The organism is Bacillus basilensis, from assembly GCF_050630465.1.
GTDB classification, from domain to species: Bacteria; Bacillota; Bacilli; order Bacillales; family Bacillaceae_G; genus Bacillus_A; species Bacillus_A basilensis.
Genome location: NZ_JBNTQO010000002.1, coordinates 449,223 through 465,086, shown reverse-complemented (window position 1 = coordinate 465,086; position 15,864 = coordinate 449,223). Strand labels below are relative to the sequence as shown.

General features: G+C 37.2%; 15 protein-coding genes. 1 reads left to right on the top strand and 14 read right to left on the bottom strand.

Annotated elements, in window-relative coordinates:
- Nucleotides 1-14: 14 nt before the first annotated feature.
- From smc to ACQVV1_RS05835, 10 genes are all read right to left on the bottom strand, one after another.
- Nucleotides 15-3,584, bottom strand: coding sequence for a chromosome segregation protein SMC (smc, locus tag ACQVV1_RS05880; protein ID WP_431168687.1), 3,570 nt, complete (start codon nt 3,582-3,584; stop codon nt 15-17).
- Between the two features lie 147 nt (nt 3,585-3,731).
- Nucleotides 3,732-4,469, bottom strand: a complete 738-nt coding sequence (gene rncS, locus ACQVV1_RS05875; protein WP_060631998.1) for a ribonuclease III — start codon at nt 4,467-4,469, stop codon at nt 3,732-3,734.
- Between the two features lie 58 nt (nt 4,470-4,527).
- Nucleotides 4,528-4,761 carry an acyl carrier protein gene (acpP, locus tag ACQVV1_RS05870; RefSeq protein ID WP_000786062.1) on the bottom strand — a complete coding sequence of 78 codons (234 nt, stop codon included), beginning with the start codon at nt 4,759-4,761 and terminating at the stop codon, nt 4,528-4,530.
- Between the two features lie 69 nt (nt 4,762-4,830).
- Entirely contained in the window at nt 4,831-5,571 is a 741-nt protein-coding gene (fabG, locus tag ACQVV1_RS05865) for a 3-oxoacyl-[acyl-carrier-protein] reductase (RefSeq protein ID WP_063221136.1), read from the bottom strand.
- Nucleotides 5,571-6,515 carry an ACP S-malonyltransferase gene (gene fabD / locus ACQVV1_RS05860; protein WP_242252020.1) on the bottom strand — a complete coding sequence of 315 codons (945 nt, stop codon included), beginning with the start codon at nt 6,513-6,515 and terminating at the stop codon, nt 5,571-5,573. The genes fabG and fabD overlap by 1 nt, the downstream gene beginning before the upstream one ends.
- A 14-nt stretch (nt 6,516-6,529) precedes the next feature.
- A complete protein-coding gene (gene plsX, locus ACQVV1_RS05855) occupies nt 6,530-7,522 on the bottom strand; it encodes a phosphate acyltransferase PlsX (protein WP_063221138.1) in 993 nt (330 codons plus the stop codon).
- Entirely contained in the window at nt 7,519-8,112 is a 594-nt protein-coding gene (fapR, locus tag ACQVV1_RS05850) for a transcription factor FapR (RefSeq protein WP_431168695.1), read from the bottom strand. Before fapR ends, plsX begins: the two co-directional genes overlap by 4 nt.
- A gap of 88 nt (nt 8,113-8,200) precedes the next feature.
- Nucleotides 8,201-10,249 carry an ATP-dependent DNA helicase RecG gene (recG, locus tag ACQVV1_RS05845; RefSeq protein WP_063221139.1) on the bottom strand — a complete coding sequence of 683 codons (2,049 nt, stop codon included), beginning with the start codon at nt 10,247-10,249 and terminating at the stop codon, nt 8,201-8,203.
- A gap of 299 nt (nt 10,250-10,548) precedes the next feature.
- Nucleotides 10,549-12,225 (bottom strand): DAK2 domain-containing protein, encoded by a 1,677-nt coding sequence (locus ACQVV1_RS05840; RefSeq protein ID WP_431168686.1) that lies wholly within the window; start codon nt 12,223-12,225, stop codon nt 10,549-10,551.
- 22 nt (nt 12,226-12,247) lie between these two features.
- A complete protein-coding gene (locus ACQVV1_RS05835; protein ID WP_000021109.1) occupies nt 12,248-12,610 on the bottom strand; it encodes an Asp23/Gls24 family envelope stress response protein in 363 nt (120 codons plus the stop codon).
- Nucleotides 12,611-12,985: 375 nt separating this feature from the next.
- Between ACQVV1_RS05835 and rpmB the strand changes: the two genes are divergently transcribed.
- Nucleotides 12,986-13,174 carry a 50S ribosomal protein L28 gene (gene rpmB / locus ACQVV1_RS05830; RefSeq protein ID WP_000124776.1) on the top strand — a complete coding sequence of 63 codons (189 nt, stop codon included), beginning with the start codon at nt 12,986-12,988 and terminating at the stop codon, nt 13,172-13,174.
- Nucleotides 13,175-13,247: 73 nt separating this feature from the next.
- On the opposite strand, the gene spoVM is transcribed toward rpmB, so the two are convergent.
- The 4 genes from spoVM to rsgA all read right to left on the bottom strand — a co-directional run bounded on the left by spoVM (nt 13,248) and on the right by rsgA (nt 15,704).
- Nucleotides 13,248-13,328 (bottom strand): stage V sporulation protein SpoVM, encoded by an 81-nt coding sequence (spoVM, locus tag ACQVV1_RS05825; protein WP_001213599.1) that lies wholly within the window; start codon nt 13,326-13,328, stop codon nt 13,248-13,250.
- A 66-nt stretch (nt 13,329-13,394) separates the two neighbouring features.
- The gene (locus ACQVV1_RS05820; protein ID WP_142332664.1) at nt 13,395-14,075 is read right to left on the bottom strand and encodes a thiamine diphosphokinase; all 681 of its coding nucleotides are present in this window, start codon (nt 14,073-14,075) and stop codon (nt 13,395-13,397) included.
- Nucleotides 14,076-14,175: 100 nt separating this feature from the next.
- A complete protein-coding gene (rpe, locus tag ACQVV1_RS05815; RefSeq protein WP_060632004.1) occupies nt 14,176-14,820 on the bottom strand; it encodes a ribulose-phosphate 3-epimerase in 645 nt (214 codons plus the stop codon).
- Between the two features lie 2 nt (nt 14,821-14,822).
- Nucleotides 14,823-15,704 (bottom strand): ribosome small subunit-dependent GTPase A, encoded by an 882-nt coding sequence (gene rsgA, locus ACQVV1_RS05810; RefSeq protein WP_063221142.1) that lies wholly within the window; start codon nt 15,702-15,704, stop codon nt 14,823-14,825.
- Nucleotides 15,705-15,864: the final 160 nt, after the last annotated feature.

Here is a 15,864-nt window from a genome sequence, read left to right as displayed (position 1 = left end):
CTGTCCCATCCTTCCTATTTGCTTGCAACTAGTTCTTCTCCATCATCTAAACGAACCGAAACAAGTTTAGATACCCCTGACTCTTGCATTGTTACACCGTACAATACGTCAGACTCTTCCATTGTACCTTTTCTATGTGTAATTACAATAAACTGTGTCTCATCACTAAATTTCTTTAAATACTGGGCAAAACGGGCAACATTGGCCTCATCAAGAGCCGCCTCTACCTCATCTAGTACACAGAATGGGACTGGGCGCACTTTTAAAATACCAAATAACAGCGCAATTGCTGTTAAAGCACGCTCTCCACCTGACAATAAACCTAAGTTTTGCAGTTTCTTCCCTGGTGGTTGCGCTACAATATCAATACCCGTATTTAATAAGTCTTCTGGATTCGTCATGACTAAATCCGCTCTACCGCCTCCAAATAATTCAGAGAATACCGATTGAAACTCCATTCGAATTCCTTCAAACGTAGTAGAAAAGCGTTTTTTCATTTCTTCATCCATTTCAGTAATTAGTTGGTGCAATGTCGCTTTCGCTTCTTCTAGGTCATCTTTTTGCTCTAATAAGAATGTATGACGCTCTGCTACACGCTCATACTCTTCAATTGCTCCTATGTTTACTGTTCCTAGCTCTTCGATGGATAGTTTAATTAGTTTCACCTTTTTACGTGCATCCTCAGCAGGCATCGTCATTGTATACTTCAGTTTTGCTGCTTCAAATGAAATCGTATATGTTTCACGTAAATGTTGTAATCTATTTTCTAATTCTACATCAAGTCGGTTTATTTTTACTTCTTGATCTTTCAACATCTCAAGAATGTATTTATGTTTACCTGTTGTTTCTTTCAGATTACGCTCTAAATGTTCTACTCTCTCTTGTAAAGATACACGTTGTTCACGACGAGAGCGAATTAACTCTGAAGTTTGATTACGATCATATGCTTTCTTCTCAATCATATTCGTAATTTGTTCTTCACCACTTGAATTCGATGTCATTTCTTGTTTTAAGAATGCTAAATCCTCTTTCGTTTTGACAAGCGTTGCATCCGTTTCTTCTTTTTCCTTCGTCAATCGTTCAACTTTTTCTTTCTGATTAGATAAGCGTTGTTGCTTTTCAGCCGCCAACACTTTTAATTCAGTCATTTCTTTTTGAACTTTCTCTTTCGAAGAATGCTGCTCACTTTTTTGTTTTGTTAAAGCTGCGATTTTGCTATCTAATTCTGTAATCTCTGCTTGAAGAGTCGCTAAAATCTTTTCTAGCTCTTCTTTACGCCCTTGTATTTTCACTTGGTCTTGTAAGAAGCCTTCAATCTCTAAATCGTAAATAGATAAGCGATCATTAATACGGTGTTCTTCTAATTCTAAACGATTAATTTCTTCTCTTAATTTCTGTTCATCTATACGCTCTGCTTCTACACTTTGCCTTAGTTCGCGTATTTGCACTTCTTTTTCTTGAATCTCTTGTTTTACGGCTTTAACAAAGTTCTCTAACTTCGTTGTTTTTTCTTCCATATCAGTTAACTTTTTCGTCCACTCTTCTAGTTCACGTTGACGTCCTAATAAAGAAGATTTCGCCTGTTTTACCGCTCCACCTGTCATAGAACCACCAGGGTTCACTACATCACCTTCGATTGTTACAATGCGATAACGATATTGCAGTTGTTTCGCCAACTCATTTGCACCACGTAAATCTTTTGCAACAATAACAGTACCTAATAAATTTGAAACTACACTTTCATATTTATTGTTATATTGCACAAGTTCTGCCGCCACACCTACAAACGATGAGTGTTGATTTACAATACGTAATTGCTCAAATGATAACGATCTACTTTTAATAACAGCTTGCGGTAAAAACGTTGCTCGTCCATGTTTATTTTGTTTTAAAAACGCAATTGCATTACGAGCATGTTCTTCTTTTTGTACAACAATATGCTGCATCGCTGCACCTAGAGCAATTTCCATTGCAATTTCATATTCTTTCGGTACCGTTAGCAGTTCTGCAACAGCCCCCTCGATACCTTGCAACTTATTTTCTCTAGCTTTTAATACTTCACGTACCCCTTGATAGAAACCGGAGTAGTCTTCTTGCATCTCTTCTAACATTTCTTTTCGAGAACGTGCCTGTTGTACAAATTGATACGCTTGGTACAGTTTTGTTTCATTTTCACTATACTGCGCCTTGCATTTCCCAAGTGCCGCTTCTGTCTTTTGTATATTCGAAAGGATACCAGCTACCTTTCCTTTCACTTGTTCATAACTTTCCACAAGTTTCGTCTTTTTCGCTGTAATTTCCATACGTATTTCTACATATTTCGCATTTTCTTCATCAAGGCGTTCATTTTTAGAGTTTTGTTGTTTAGATTGTTCTTCAATCATAGATAATTCATTACGATGACTAGCTTGTTGATTTAAAAGTTCAATATAGTCACCTTTTAAATTCTCAATTTGTTCCTCTAAATTGTCAGCAAAAGTTGCAAGTAATCGCTCATTATCATGCAATTTTGTCTCCAAATCTTTCACTTGATTTACAAATTGCATCAACACTTCTGTACTTGATTCAATTTCACCATCATAACTTGTAGCTTTCTCTGTCAATTCAACAATTAACTGTTCGAGTTGCGCACAATGCGTCGTTGCATTTTGCTTTCTCTCTTTTAATAGCTCACGCTGTCCCTCTAACTTTTCTAGTTCTTTACTAGAAAGAAGAAGTACTTCTTGTAAGGAATCTACAGACTCATCTACCGCTTGTAATTGTCCTCGTAATTCCTCAAGCTCTTCTTCACCTTTTTGTAAATCCGTTGACATTTTAGCTGCTTCGTTTTTATTATGCCCAAACTGATTTCGAAGCGCTTCCCATTTCTCATGTAATTCTTCAATTTCATGTACAATAAGCGCCGCTTCTACTTTCTCTAATTCTTCTTTTTTCTCGAGATAATCTTTCGCAATAGAAGCTTGTCTTTCTAAAGGTTCTACTTGGCTACTTAATTCGTGAATTATATCTTGTACACGATTTAAGTTTTCTTGTGTGTCTGCTAATTTTCCTTCAGCTTTCTTTTTACGAAGTTTGTATTTCAGTACTCCCGCAGCTTCTTCAAATACACCACGACGTTCTTCTGATTTACTACTTAAAATCTCTTCAACTTTACCCTGGCTAATAATCGAAAAAGCTTCTCTTCCCATACCAGAGTCCATAAATAAATCAATAATATCTTTCAATCTACATGATTGTTTATTAATATAAAAATCACTATCACCAGAACGAGATACACGACGTGTTACACACACCTCATTATATTCAATCGGTAAACGTTGATCTTCATTATTTAAAGTTATTGTTACTTCAGCAACATTAACTGCTCTTCTCGTATCACTGCCTGCAAAAATAATATCTTCCATTTTTGCACCACGTAATGATTTTGCAGATTGTTCACCAAGTACCCAGCGAATGGCATCAGTAATATTACTTTTCCCGCTTCCATTAGGTCCTACTACAGACGTTACACCTGGGACAAAATCAACAGATACACGCTCAGCAAAAGACTTAAATCCTGCTATTTCTAATCTTTTTAAAAACACGAAAGGCCTTCCTCCTATTCTCCATTACTATAAATGTTGTTTATACAAAAACAAGCTATTATACGGATTCACTTTCCTTTCATTTACAAATGAAAGGAAAGTTTCATTCTATACACAAGGAATCCCCCTCATTCAAAGGGGGATTCCTTATCGTTGCTCTTTTAACTTTTTCAACGCTTCTGCAGCAGCTTGTTGCTCTGCTTCTTTTTTCGACTTGCCACTACCAAGACCTAAAGCCACGTTATTTAACGTAACACGTGACACAAATTCTCGATTGTGGGCCGGTCCTTTTTCTTGCAAAATTTGATACTCAATATTGCCACTACCATCACGCTGAATCAACTCTTGTAATTGACTCTTATAATCCATCACATGAGAAAAAGCACCTTCATTAATTTTAGGGTATACAATTTCTTTTAAGAATCCCCATACTGTTTCTAGCCCTTGATCAAGATAAAGGGCACCAATAAACGCTTCAAAGACATCCGCTAATAAAGCTGGTCGTTCACGTCCACCTGTCATTTCCTCACCTTTTCCTAATAAAACAAGGCTACCAAATGACAACTCATTTGCAAAACGAACAAGAGATGGTTCACATACAATAGCTGCACGTAGTTTTGTTAACTCTCCTTCGCTCATTGTCGGATATTTTTGAAACAGATACTGCGATACAGTAAGTTCCAATACTGCATCTCCAAGAAATTCGAGACGCTCATTGTCTTCATGCGGTTTTTTTCGATGCTCATTCACATACGATGAATGCGTAAATGCTTGAGTCAATAATTTTTCATCTGTAAACGTAATACCTATCTTTTCTTGAAATACTTTAAACGCTTCACGATATTTTGTTTCGTATTTTTTTTCTCTATATTTTCGGTACGGCATAGGTCCCTCCAGATATAAGCCGAGAAGCCCCGCTAAAAAACGGGACTTCATTCAAGCATTATAGATGACTCTCTATGTAAGTCACAGCATCGCCAACAGTAGCAATCTTTTCAGCATCTTCATCAGAAATTTCCATTTCGAATTCGTCTTCTAATTGCATTACAAGTTCTACTACATCTAGGGAGTCTGCTCCTAAATCTTCCTTGAAGCTTGCAGCTGGTACTACTTCAGTCTCTTCTACTCCTAAACGATCAACGATGATTTTTGTTACACGCTCTAAAACATCTGCCATTCCATTCACCTCCCCTCAAATATTATATTAAATATTATCCAAAAAAACTAGCTGAAATCGATTCTTTTATTACATTACCATACCGCCATCAACATTTAACGTTTGACCTGTAATATATTTGCTTTGATCAGAAGCAAAAAACGTTACAGCATTTGCGATATCTTGTGCTTCACCAAACTGAGCTGCTGGAATTAATTTTAACATCTCAGCTTTTATATTTTCATCCAATACATCTGTCATATCTGTCGCAATAAACCCAGGAGCAAGTGCATTTACAGTAATATTACGGCTCGCTAACTCTTTTGCTGATGTTTTTGTTAATCCAATTACACCCGCTTTAGCAGCAACATAGTTTGCTTGTCCTGGATTACCTGTTACTCCAACAACAGAAGCGATATTAATAATACGTCCATGACGTTGACGCATCATATATCGAGATACTGCCTTCGTACATAAGAATACACCTTTTAGGTTTGTATTAATAACTGTATCCCATTCTTCTTCTTTCATACGCATTAATAAATTATCTTTCGTTACACCTGCATTATTTACAAGAATATCAACTTGTCCAAATACATCTACAGTTTGTTTCACCATATTTGTAACGTCTTCAGCATTTGCAACATCTGCTCTTACTGCAATTGCATCCGAACCTAATTTCTTTATTTCATCAACTACTTCATTTGCCTTTTGCTCATTACCAGCATAATTTACTACAACATTTGCCCCTTGTTTCGCTAAATCAATCGCAATCGCACGGCCAATTCCACGTGAAGCACCGGTTACTAATGCTACTTTCCCTTTTAACATCAGTTTTCTCCTCTCAAATTTGAAATGGTATCTTTTAATGTCTCTTCATCGTATATCGCATATGCTTTCACTGATGAATCAATCGACTTCATAAGTCCAGCAAGCACTTTCCCAGGTCCAATCTCAATAAATGTGTCCACCCCTTGATTCACCATGTATTCAATGGATGGGTACCATAAGACAGGCGAATAGAGCTGTTCGATTAGCTTTTCTTGAATATGTGCACCACTTGTAATTACGTCTGCTGTTACATTTGCAATAACCGGAATATTCGTATCTTGAATTGTAATTTCATTTAAGACACTTTGGAATTTCTCCGCCGCTGGCTTCATTAACGAAGAGTGGAACGGTCCACTTACCTTAAGCGGAATTGCTCTCTTTGCACCATTTTCTTTCGCTCTTTGAGAAGCAATCTCTACTCCTTGTTTTGTTCCAGAAATCACAATTTGCTTCGTGCTATTCATATTAGCGATTTGTACTGCATATCCTTCACTTGTTACTTCTTCTGTAACTTGTTTCAGCATATGTGGATCAGCACCTAAAATAGCCGCCATTGCACCTTCTCCGCCAGGAACAGCTTCTTCCATATATTCCCCACGTTTCCTTACAGCATATACAGCGTCTTCAAAAGTTAATGCCCCCGCTGCTACAAGAGCGCTATATTCACCTAAACTATGCCCTGCGACAAAGTCTGGTGTAATATCATACTCTTTTAAAGCTGTCAAAATAGCAAAACTCGTTGTTAATAAGGCTGGCTGCGCGTTCGTCGTTAACGTAAGCTTCTCCTGTGGTCCTTCAAAAATCACTTCTGAAAGTGAATCTTGCAACACCTCATCTGCTTTTGCAAACACATTTGCAACCTCTTTATTATTCTCTGCTAACTGTTTACCCATTCCAACTGCCTGTGAACCTTGGCCCGGAAAAAGAAATGCTATTTTTCCCATTTCAAATCCTCCTCTTATTGGAGTGGCTCTTTCTCCATTACGCTTGAAATAGTAGGAATAACTTCTTTCGCTACCATTTCTCTCGTTTGACGAATCGCACTAAATATCGATTGTTCATTGGAAGAACCGTGAGCCTTAATGACAGGGGCTTTCAACCCAAATAATGCCGCTCCTCCATACTCCGAATAATCCATTTTATCTTTTAATACCATAAGTTTTGGCTTTAATACCGCTGCTGCTAATTTGCTCGTAAACGAACTCATTAACTGCTCTTTTAACATAGAGAATAATGCGAGCGCTGTTCCTTCTAATGATTTCAGCGCTACATTCCCCGTAAAACCATCACATACAACAACATCTGCTACACCTTGTAATAAATCTCTTGATTCAACGTTCCCAACGAAATTAATTGGGGCATCCTTAAGCATTGTAAAGACTTGTTTGGAAAGCTCGTTCCCTTTTCCATCCTCTGTTCCAACGTTTAAAAGGCCAACGCGAGGATTTTTAATTCCCCTTACTTTCTCAGCGTATACAGATCCCATTACTGCATATTGATATAAATGAATTGGTTTTGCATCAACGTTTGCTCCAACATCTAACATAACAAAACCTTCTCCATCAACGGTTGGCATTGTAGGGGATAAAGCTGGTCGCTCAATTCCTTCCATACGACCTACAACAAACAATCCTGCCGCCATTAAAGCTCCTGTACTACCAGCTGATATACAAGCATCCGCTACGCCGTCTTTCACTTGCTGCGCTGCTAGTACCATTGAAGCTTGTTTTTTTCGACGAACCGCTCTTACTGGTTCATCTGTCGATTCAATTTTTTCATCTGTATGAAGTATAGTAATTCGTTCTTCACTCGTTAAGTATTGACGAATTTCCTCTTCTTTCCCTACTAACGTAATATGTAAATCAGAGTATTCCTTAATAGCTTTCATTGCTCCTAATACGACCGCCTTTGGAGCATGATCGCCGCCCATTGCATCTATTGCGATTTTCATAAGTTGTTACCTTCCTCACTGTAATTACTAGATCGATACATTTCAAAAGTGCCTGTAAAAACAAGTTCTTCTCCAACGAAGCTACGCACTTTGACAACCGTCCGTCCTTTATCATTCTCTACATCTTCAACGAGCACTTTTGCAACAACACGCTCTCCTAATTTTACAGGACGAATGTATCGAATGATAGACTTTGCAGTTAAAGCTAATTCTTCATCAATAACCGCAACAGCTAGTGAGTTTGCTTGGGCAAACAAGTGATGCCCACGGGCAATTTGATTTCTTTTAAATACGTGTTCTATCTTCACTTCAAAGATAGAAATCGCGTGTCTATCTAATTCTATATCAATAATTTCTCCGACAACCTCTTCTAACGGTAAAGATTTCACATCTTCTTCATGTTGCTTTGTAGCTACATGTTTAATTCTTTCTCTTAATTCAGGAATAGATAATTCCATACGATCAAGACGTACGGTTTGTATACTCACTTGAAATTTTTCTGCTAAATCTTCATCCGTAATAAAAGGATTCGTTTCTATAGTTTGTTGTAATAATTCTTGTCTTTCTTTTTTACTTCTTCTTTTTTTCATACCGCACCATCCATTTTTATGACTAGGTACTAACAGTAGTATATAATCAATAAAAGTAGAATGCAACAAAAACTTTTGTTGCCTCCCTTTAATCGAGCTTCTCTCCCTGGAACACACCTGTCCCGTCAAGATACGTACGCAGCGAAGCATATTGATCATTATGCCAAAATGCTTCTGAATCTACTAGTAACGCCGCATCTTGTCTAGCTGTTTCTAACGCTCGATAATCATGTACCATATCAGCAACCTTAAATTCTGGTAAACCACTTTGCTTACTTCCAAAGAAATCTCCAGGACCTCTTAACTCTAAATCTTTTTCTGACAATACAAATCCATCATTCGTTTCGGTCATAATACGCATTCGTTCTTTTCCCGTTTCCGATTTTGGATCCGCGATTAATAAACAATATGATTGTTCACTACCACGCCCAACACGCCCCCTAAGCTGATGGAGCTGCGATAAACCGAAACGCTCTGCGTCATAAATAACCATTACAGTCGCATTCGGTACGTTCACACCTACTTCAACAACTGTTGTCGACACAAGAATTTGCACTTTATTTTCACTAAATTGTCCCATTATCTCTTCTTTTTCTTGAGATGATAATCTTCCATGCATTAATCCGACTTGACATTTCCCTTGATAATGATGAGTCAGCATACTATGTAAATCGATAGCATTTTGTACATCAAGTTTCTCAGATTCTTCAATAAGGGGACAAATTACATATGCTTGTCTTCCTTTTTTTATCTCCTTCTCCACAAAACCGAGAACACGGTCTAACATATCATGTTTTGCCCAGTATGTTTCAATTACCTTTCTACCAGCTGGCATCTCATCGATTATAGAAACATCCATCTCTCCAAATGCAGTAATTGCTAACGTACGCGGAATTGGGGTCGCCGTCATAAATAATACGTCTGGACTTTCACCTTTCTCCCTTAAAACTCGTCGCTGTGCTACACCAAATCGATGTTGTTCATCAGTAATAACGAGACCTAACCTATGAAAGATAACTTCATCTTGAATTAAAGCATGTGTTCCAACAAGGATATCTATTTCTCCTTGTTCTAATTTCGCCAAAATTTCCCGACGTCTCGCGCCTTTAACAGAACTTGTTAACAATTCAACCTTCATACCAAAATGCGAGAACGTCTCTGCGAGCGATTGATAATGTTGTTCTGCTAAAATTTCTGTAGGAACCATTAAAGCACCTTGATAATGTGCTAATTTTGCTGCATAAAGGCCAATGGCTGCAACAACTGTTTTCCCGGAACCTACATCACCTTGCAACAGACGATTCATCCGATAAGGAGATGTCATATCGTTCATAATTTCATCTACAACCCGGCGTTGCGCGCCAGTTAATGGAAACGGAAGTGCATCGATAAACTCTTGCAATTCTGCTAAAGGGATTTCTTTTTTCGTCCCTTTCGAATTTTCCCTCTCCATTTTCCGTAATGTTTGCATTTTCAGCTGAAATAAGAAAAACTCCTCATATACAAAACGGCGACGTGCTTGTTTCAAATCTTCCTGTCCTGCCGGAAAATGCAACGCCCGAAGCGCTTCATAACGCGGCAATAATTTATATCGACTTAGCAATCCATCAGGTAACACTTCAACTATAGAGTCTCCATACTCCTTAAACGCTTGTGCAATAAAACGGCGCATCTGTTTTACTGTAAGTTTCCCTTTCACTGAGTATACAGGCTCTACTTCTTGTTGACGTACTACTGGTCCAAAATGAAGCTCTGATACCGCAATCGTTTGACGGTGCTGATCCCATTTACCAGTAATCGTTACCGTTTCATCTAAATTTAACTTCTGCTTATAATACGGCCTATTAAAACATACAGCTGTAATTAAATAACGACCGACGAGAACACGAACCGTAAGACGCGACTTCTTCTTCCCATAATATTGCAGCAAAGGAGCACTATGAACTTTCCCCTCAACCGTTACACGTTCATCATGCTTTACTTCAGCAAGATCTTTCATCGCATAATCTTCATAACGGTACGGAAAATGTTCTAATAGATGAGAAACTGTATAAATTCCCATCTCGTGTAGTAATTCAGATGTTTCTCCTCCGATTCCCTTTACATCCGTAACAGGAACTTGTACAACTTCATTCAAGATTCTCACGCTCCTTCACATTATTTTCTTTGATTCATTCCATTCATTATCCATTAACATGATTGGCATCTGTAATCGCTCTCTTTCACCCTATATATTCTATCATAGGCATTCTAAGAGAAACTACTCAAATCCCTCATAAGCAACACGAAAGAAAAGAGCCTCACTTTTAGCAGCAAGGCTCTTTTTTATCTTCAATATGCTAGCCTTTTGAATAAAAACTAGTAATAAACTTCATATTACTACTTCTTATCCATTAGCAAATAAGTAATCCATTTATTTTCAAAACGAATTTTTTCTTATTCTACAGAGAAGATGAAAGAATACACCGGTTGGTTTCCAGCATGTACTTCTACTTCTGCATCTTCAAAATTCTCTTCTACAAATTCAACTAGCGTAGCTACTTCTTCGTCAGTTGCATCTTCACCTTGTAGAATCGTTACGATTTCAGAATCTTCATCAATAAGTGCTTCTAGTAATTGCTTCGCAGCTCCTACTTTTTCAGCATTTGTTGATACGATTTTTCCATCTGCGATACACATGAAATCATCTTTTTGAATTGCTACACCATCAATTTCCGTATCACGTACAGCATACGTAATTTGACCGGTTTTCACATGAGATAAAGCTTCTTTCATGTTTTCTTCATTCTCTTCTAACGTTCCAACTGGATTAAATGCTAACATTGCAGCCATACCTTGAGGAACTGTTTTTGAACGAATTACAATCACTTCTTGATCCACAACTGATGCCGCTTGTTCTGCTGCCATCACAATATTTCCGTTGTTCGGTAAAATAATGATTTTTTCAGCATTCGCTTCTTCAATCGCCTTCACAATATCCTCTGTACTTGGATTCATCGTTTGGCCACCTTCGATAACTTTCGTCGCGCCAATGCTCTCAAATAAAGTTTTGATACCAGATCCCATAGCTACAGTTACGATCCCGTACGGTTGTTTCTCTTTAGACTGGCTAGTTGGTTCAGGCATCATAGCAGGCTCATCTAATAAAGCAGTATGCTGTTCACGCATATTTTCTACTTTAATTTTAATTAAACTACCATAGCGTTGTCCGTAGTTCATAGGATCTCCAGGATGTTCCGCATGAATATGAACCTTAACAACCTCATCATCTGATACAACAAGTAGTGAATCTCCGTATACACTAATATCTTCACGGAATTTTTGTTCAGAGAAATTATGTTCCTTCATTTTTTCAGGCTCTAATTTCACCATGAATTCCGTACAATATCCATACTTTATATCTTCTGTACTCAATTGGCTTTGTACACTACGGTGATGTTCTGCGCGTACCATGTCATTCATTGATGGTTGGGCAGACACATTAGAAGAAATCGTTTCTCCTTTTAAGTCAGCTAAAAATCCTTCATATACAACAACAAGACCTTTACCACCGCTATCTACAACGCCAACTTGTTTTAATACAGGTAATAAATCTGGCGTACGATTTAACGATGCATTCGCTTCTTTCACAACGTCTTCCATAAACAAAACAAAGTCGCGCTGTTTTTTCGCAACTGTCACTGCATATTTCCCCGTTTCTCTTGCAACCGTTAAAATCGTTCCTTCAATCGGTTTCATAACCGCTTTGTAAGCCGCTTCTACCCCAGCATCTAAAGCTGCAGCAAAATCAACTGTTGTTAATTCTTCTTTTTGTTCAATGGATTTAGAGAAACCACGGAATAACTGAGATAAAATAACACCAGAGTTACCACGAGCTCCCATTAATAATCCTTTGGCTAAACTTACACCAACTTTACCAGCGTGCTGTGAAGGATTTGCTTTCACTTCACGTGCGCCTGAAGTCATGGATAAGTTCATGTTTGTACCGGTATCGCCATCTGGAACTGGAAATACGTTTAATGCATCAACAAGCTGAACATTATTTGTTAAATTATTCGCTCCTTGCATGATCATTTGTGATAAACGTTTCCCATCAATTTTTTGAATTGACACAGATTTTCCTCCTTAATGCACATTACAAGTTTATTACTTTAACTCCTTGTACGTAGATGTTTACAGAATCTACTGCTAGTCCTACAGTTTGATCTAATGTATATTTCACTTTCGTCTGCACGTTATGTGCTACTTCTGAAATTTTCGTACCATAGCTCACAATAATATACATATCAATATGTACTTCATCTTCATCTTTACGAACAATAACACCTCTAGTGAAGTTTTCTTTTCGTAAAATGTCTGTTAAACCATCTTTTAACTGATTTTTTGATGCCATACCTACGATACCGTAGCAATCTACTGCGGCACCTCCAGCAATTGTTGCAATTACATCTGTACTAATATCAATTTGACCATACTTCGTTTTAATTTCAATTGACATCTCGTTTCCCCCTTCATAAATGGTGAAAGTGAGCTAGACTACTTTAGTTACTATCATATAATCTTTTTAAAGAAAATTCCATCGTTCTTTCTTTTCACTCTCATATTTTATGTTTTAAATCACATTTTTTATGATGAGCAAAATAGTCCATTGTTATTATACAACATGTACCACTATAATATGTCAAGCAATTTTTCTTGATTTCAACTTTTCATCATCAACATATAGTGTCAAGTAATTTTTCTTGATTTCTTTTTTCTACGGTGTTGCATTCTCTTTTTAGTTGTGTTAAATTATAGTAGTGTTTTTAGCATCGCAAAAAAGACTAACATTGAAAAATTACGTATGGTAAGGTATCAAGGGAGGGAAATATAAATGGCTCGTGTTTGTGCTATCACTGGAAGAAAAGCTCGTTCTGGTAACTCTCGTTCTCACGCAATGAACGCTACAAAACGTAAATGGGGCGCTAACCTTCAAAAAGTTCGCGTACGCATCGACGGAAAAGTTCAACGTGTTTACGTTTCTGCTAGAGCATTAAAATCTGGCAAAATCGAACGTGTTTAATAATAAAAAAAAGAGCCGCTAGGCTCTTTTTTTACTATGACAATGGAAAAAGCACCGGTAATAGGTGCTTTTTTTAATCTTTTTTGAAGGTATTTAACATGGCACGAACAATTCCACCAAGAAATTTAGGTAACTTAATTGTATAAAATCTCATGGTTTCCCTCCTAATCCCCATTACTCCACTTGTTCACTATATGATGTAAGGAGCAAAATTGTTTCTTCAATCAGTGCTTCTTATCACCATTAATATGCCAGAAGTAAATGAAAAAGTACCTTTTTCCTTAACGAGTTCATTACTAATACAAAGTGTTGATCCCCATTCTATTGTTTTATTAGTTAGAGGATACTTAAAACCAAGTAACGTAATCCCTTCCACTATTTCAGTAACCGGTACAAAAGATACATAAGGGAAATCTTTATTTTCTTCAATTATATGTGTACCTACTTTTTTCACGCTTATTTCATTTTTATTGTCTACAATACACATTTCTATCCCTACTTCTAACCCTTTTAAAAGCATCTGGATATTCGCTAAACCGTGATCCAGCCTTCCGCCAGTAGCACCAAAAATACGAATCAATGTTGGATTTTGTTCTAAGGCCCAGTTAATCGCAATTTCTAAATCTGTTTGATCTTTTTCACGAGGAACAATATGTAAGTCATTTGTTTGCTGTCCCATCCATACTAATTCCTCTTCAGTAACCGAATCGTAATCTCCAAACGCAACAGTTGGAGTAATTCCTCCTTTTAATAAACGATATACACCTCTATCAACTGCAGCCCACACTACTTTCTCATTTTCATATCGAGAAAAATCTGCACAATATTCCGCAGGTCCACCCGCTAAAATATGAATAATCATGTTTCCTTCCCCTTCTATTGTAAAAAGGCAATCTGCCATTCGGTAGATTGCCTTTTTACATATTTTTTCTCTATCCTTTATAAATTAGTGAAAACTTACTACACTAGAAGATTCACTGGGATAAAGACTCGTTCATTCATTATCCACGAATGACACGAATTGCTTCACCGCGATCTTTTTGATTGTATACTGCTGATCCAGCTACAAGTACATTTGCTCCTGCTTCAACACAAAGTCGTGCTGTTTCAGCGTTTACACCACCATCAACTTCAATTTCTACTTCTAGATTGCGCTCTTTAACCATTTCTGCAACTTGTTTAATTTTCGGTAATACAGAATGGATAAATTTCTGTCCACCAAATCCAGGGTTTACTGTCATAAGTAATACCATATCGATATCTTCTAATACATGCTCAATCGTTGAAACTGGCGTATGCGGATTTAATACAACTCCCGCTTTAATGCCATGAGATTTAATTAACTGAATTGTACGATGCAGATGAGGGCATGCCTCTACATGAACAGTAATAATATCCGCTCCCGCTTTTGCGAAAGTCGGGATATAGTTATCAGGATTTTGAATCATTAAATGCACATCTAATGGTAACGATGTAATCGGACGGATTGCTTCTACAATTAATGGTCCAATCGTAATGTTCGGTACGAAATGTCCATCCATTACATCGACGTGAATGTAATCCGCTCCGCCTTTCTCTACATCTTTAATCTCTTCCCCTAATTTTGAAAAATCTGCTGATAAGATCGATGGTGCAATTTTAATCATAACTAATACCTCGGCTTTCTCTCTCTAATTTCTTCTACGAATTGTTTGTAATTCTTATAACGATATTCTGTAATCTTCCCTTCTTCAATCGCTGCCTTCACAGCACATTTCGGTTCAGAAAGATGTGTACACCCTCTAAATTTACAGTATTGGCTCGCTTCTTTCAACTCTGGAAAACAATATGTAAGATCTTCTACTTCTATATCTATGAAATCAAGTGAACTAAAACCAGGTGTATCTGCAACTAGTCCGCTTCCAATCGCAATTAATTCCACGTGTCTTGTCGTATGTTTCCCGCGCCCTAAATGCGAGGAAATATCATTCGTTTTCAGTTCTAACTCTGGACGTAAAACGTTAAGCATAGAAGATTTTCCAACACCAGATTGCCCTGCAACGACAGAAACACAACCTTCTAAGAATGGTTTTAAAATATCAATACTTTCCGATGTATTTATAGAAGTAAATAATACATCATATCCCATCTCACGATAATCATTTGCATAAGATTCAACAGTCTCTCTCATTTTTTCATCCACTAAATCCATCTTACTAATGCAAATAATCGGCTTAATGTTATGATATTCAATCAGCACTAAAAATCGATCTAACAGTCCCGGATTAAAATCTGGTTCTACTGCAGAGAAAACAAGAATTGCTTGATCAACATTAGCAATAGGAGGCCTAACAAGTTCATTTTTTCGATCGAATACTTCAAGCACATATCCTTCACTTGGATTATCAGCTTGAAAGACAACTTGGTCTCCTACCAGTGGTGTAATTTTATTTTTTCTAAACACACCACGCCCGCGACATTGTGTAATCCCTTCTTCATGCTGTACATAATAAAACCCGCTTAGAGCTTTTACAATTTTTCCTTCTGGCATATAATTCTCCTTTATTTTGTATAAAGTGAAGCTGTAATTAATATGGGATGTAATATGGAATGGATTAGAATTCTTTAAATAATGATTTCAAAACCCGTCATATATACAAGGTAATATATTTAATCTACCATCAAATTTAAAATATTATTTATAACAGTAT

Bases quoted from the DNA above. Each gene is read 5' to 3' on its own strand.
- rsgA (WP_063221142.1), bottom strand. From the start codon at position 15,704: ATGCCAGAAGGAAAAATTGTAAAAGCTCTAAGCGGGTTTTATTATGTA.
- rncS (WP_060631998.1), bottom strand. From the start codon at position 4,469: ATGCCGTACCGAAAATATAGAGAAAAAAAATACGAAACAAAATATCGT.
- ACQVV1_RS05820 (WP_142332664.1), bottom strand. From the start codon at position 14,075: ATGGCAGATTGCCTTTTTACAATAGAAGGGGAAGGAAACATGATTATT.
- fapR (WP_431168695.1), bottom strand. From the start codon at position 8,112: ATGAAAAAAAGAAGAAGTAAAAAAGAAAGACAAGAATTATTACAACAA.
- fabG (WP_063221136.1), bottom strand. From the start codon at position 5,571: ATGTTAAAAGGGAAAGTAGCATTAGTAACCGGTGCTTCACGTGGAATT.
- rpe (WP_060632004.1), bottom strand. From the start codon at position 14,820: ATGATTAAAATTGCACCATCGATCTTATCAGCAGATTTTTCAAAATTA.
- ACQVV1_RS05835 (WP_000021109.1), bottom strand. From the start codon at position 12,610: ATGTCAATTGAAATTAAAACGAAGTATGGTCAAATTGATATTAGTACA.
- rpmB (WP_000124776.1), top strand. From the start codon at position 12,986: ATGGCTCGTGTTTGTGCTATCACTGGAAGAAAAGCTCGTTCTGGTAAC.
- fabD (WP_242252020.1), bottom strand. From the start codon at position 6,515: ATGGGAAAAATAGCATTTCTTTTTCCGGGCCAAGGTTCACAGGCAGTT.
- acpP (WP_000786062.1), bottom strand. From the start codon at position 4,761: ATGGCAGATGTTTTAGAGCGTGTAACAAAAATCATCGTTGATCGTTTA.
- spoVM (WP_001213599.1), bottom strand. From the start codon at position 13,328: ATGAGATTTTATACAATTAAGTTACCTAAATTTCTTGGTGGAATTGTT.
- plsX (WP_063221138.1), bottom strand. From the start codon at position 7,522: ATGAAAATCGCAATAGATGCAATGGGCGGCGATCATGCTCCAAAGGCG.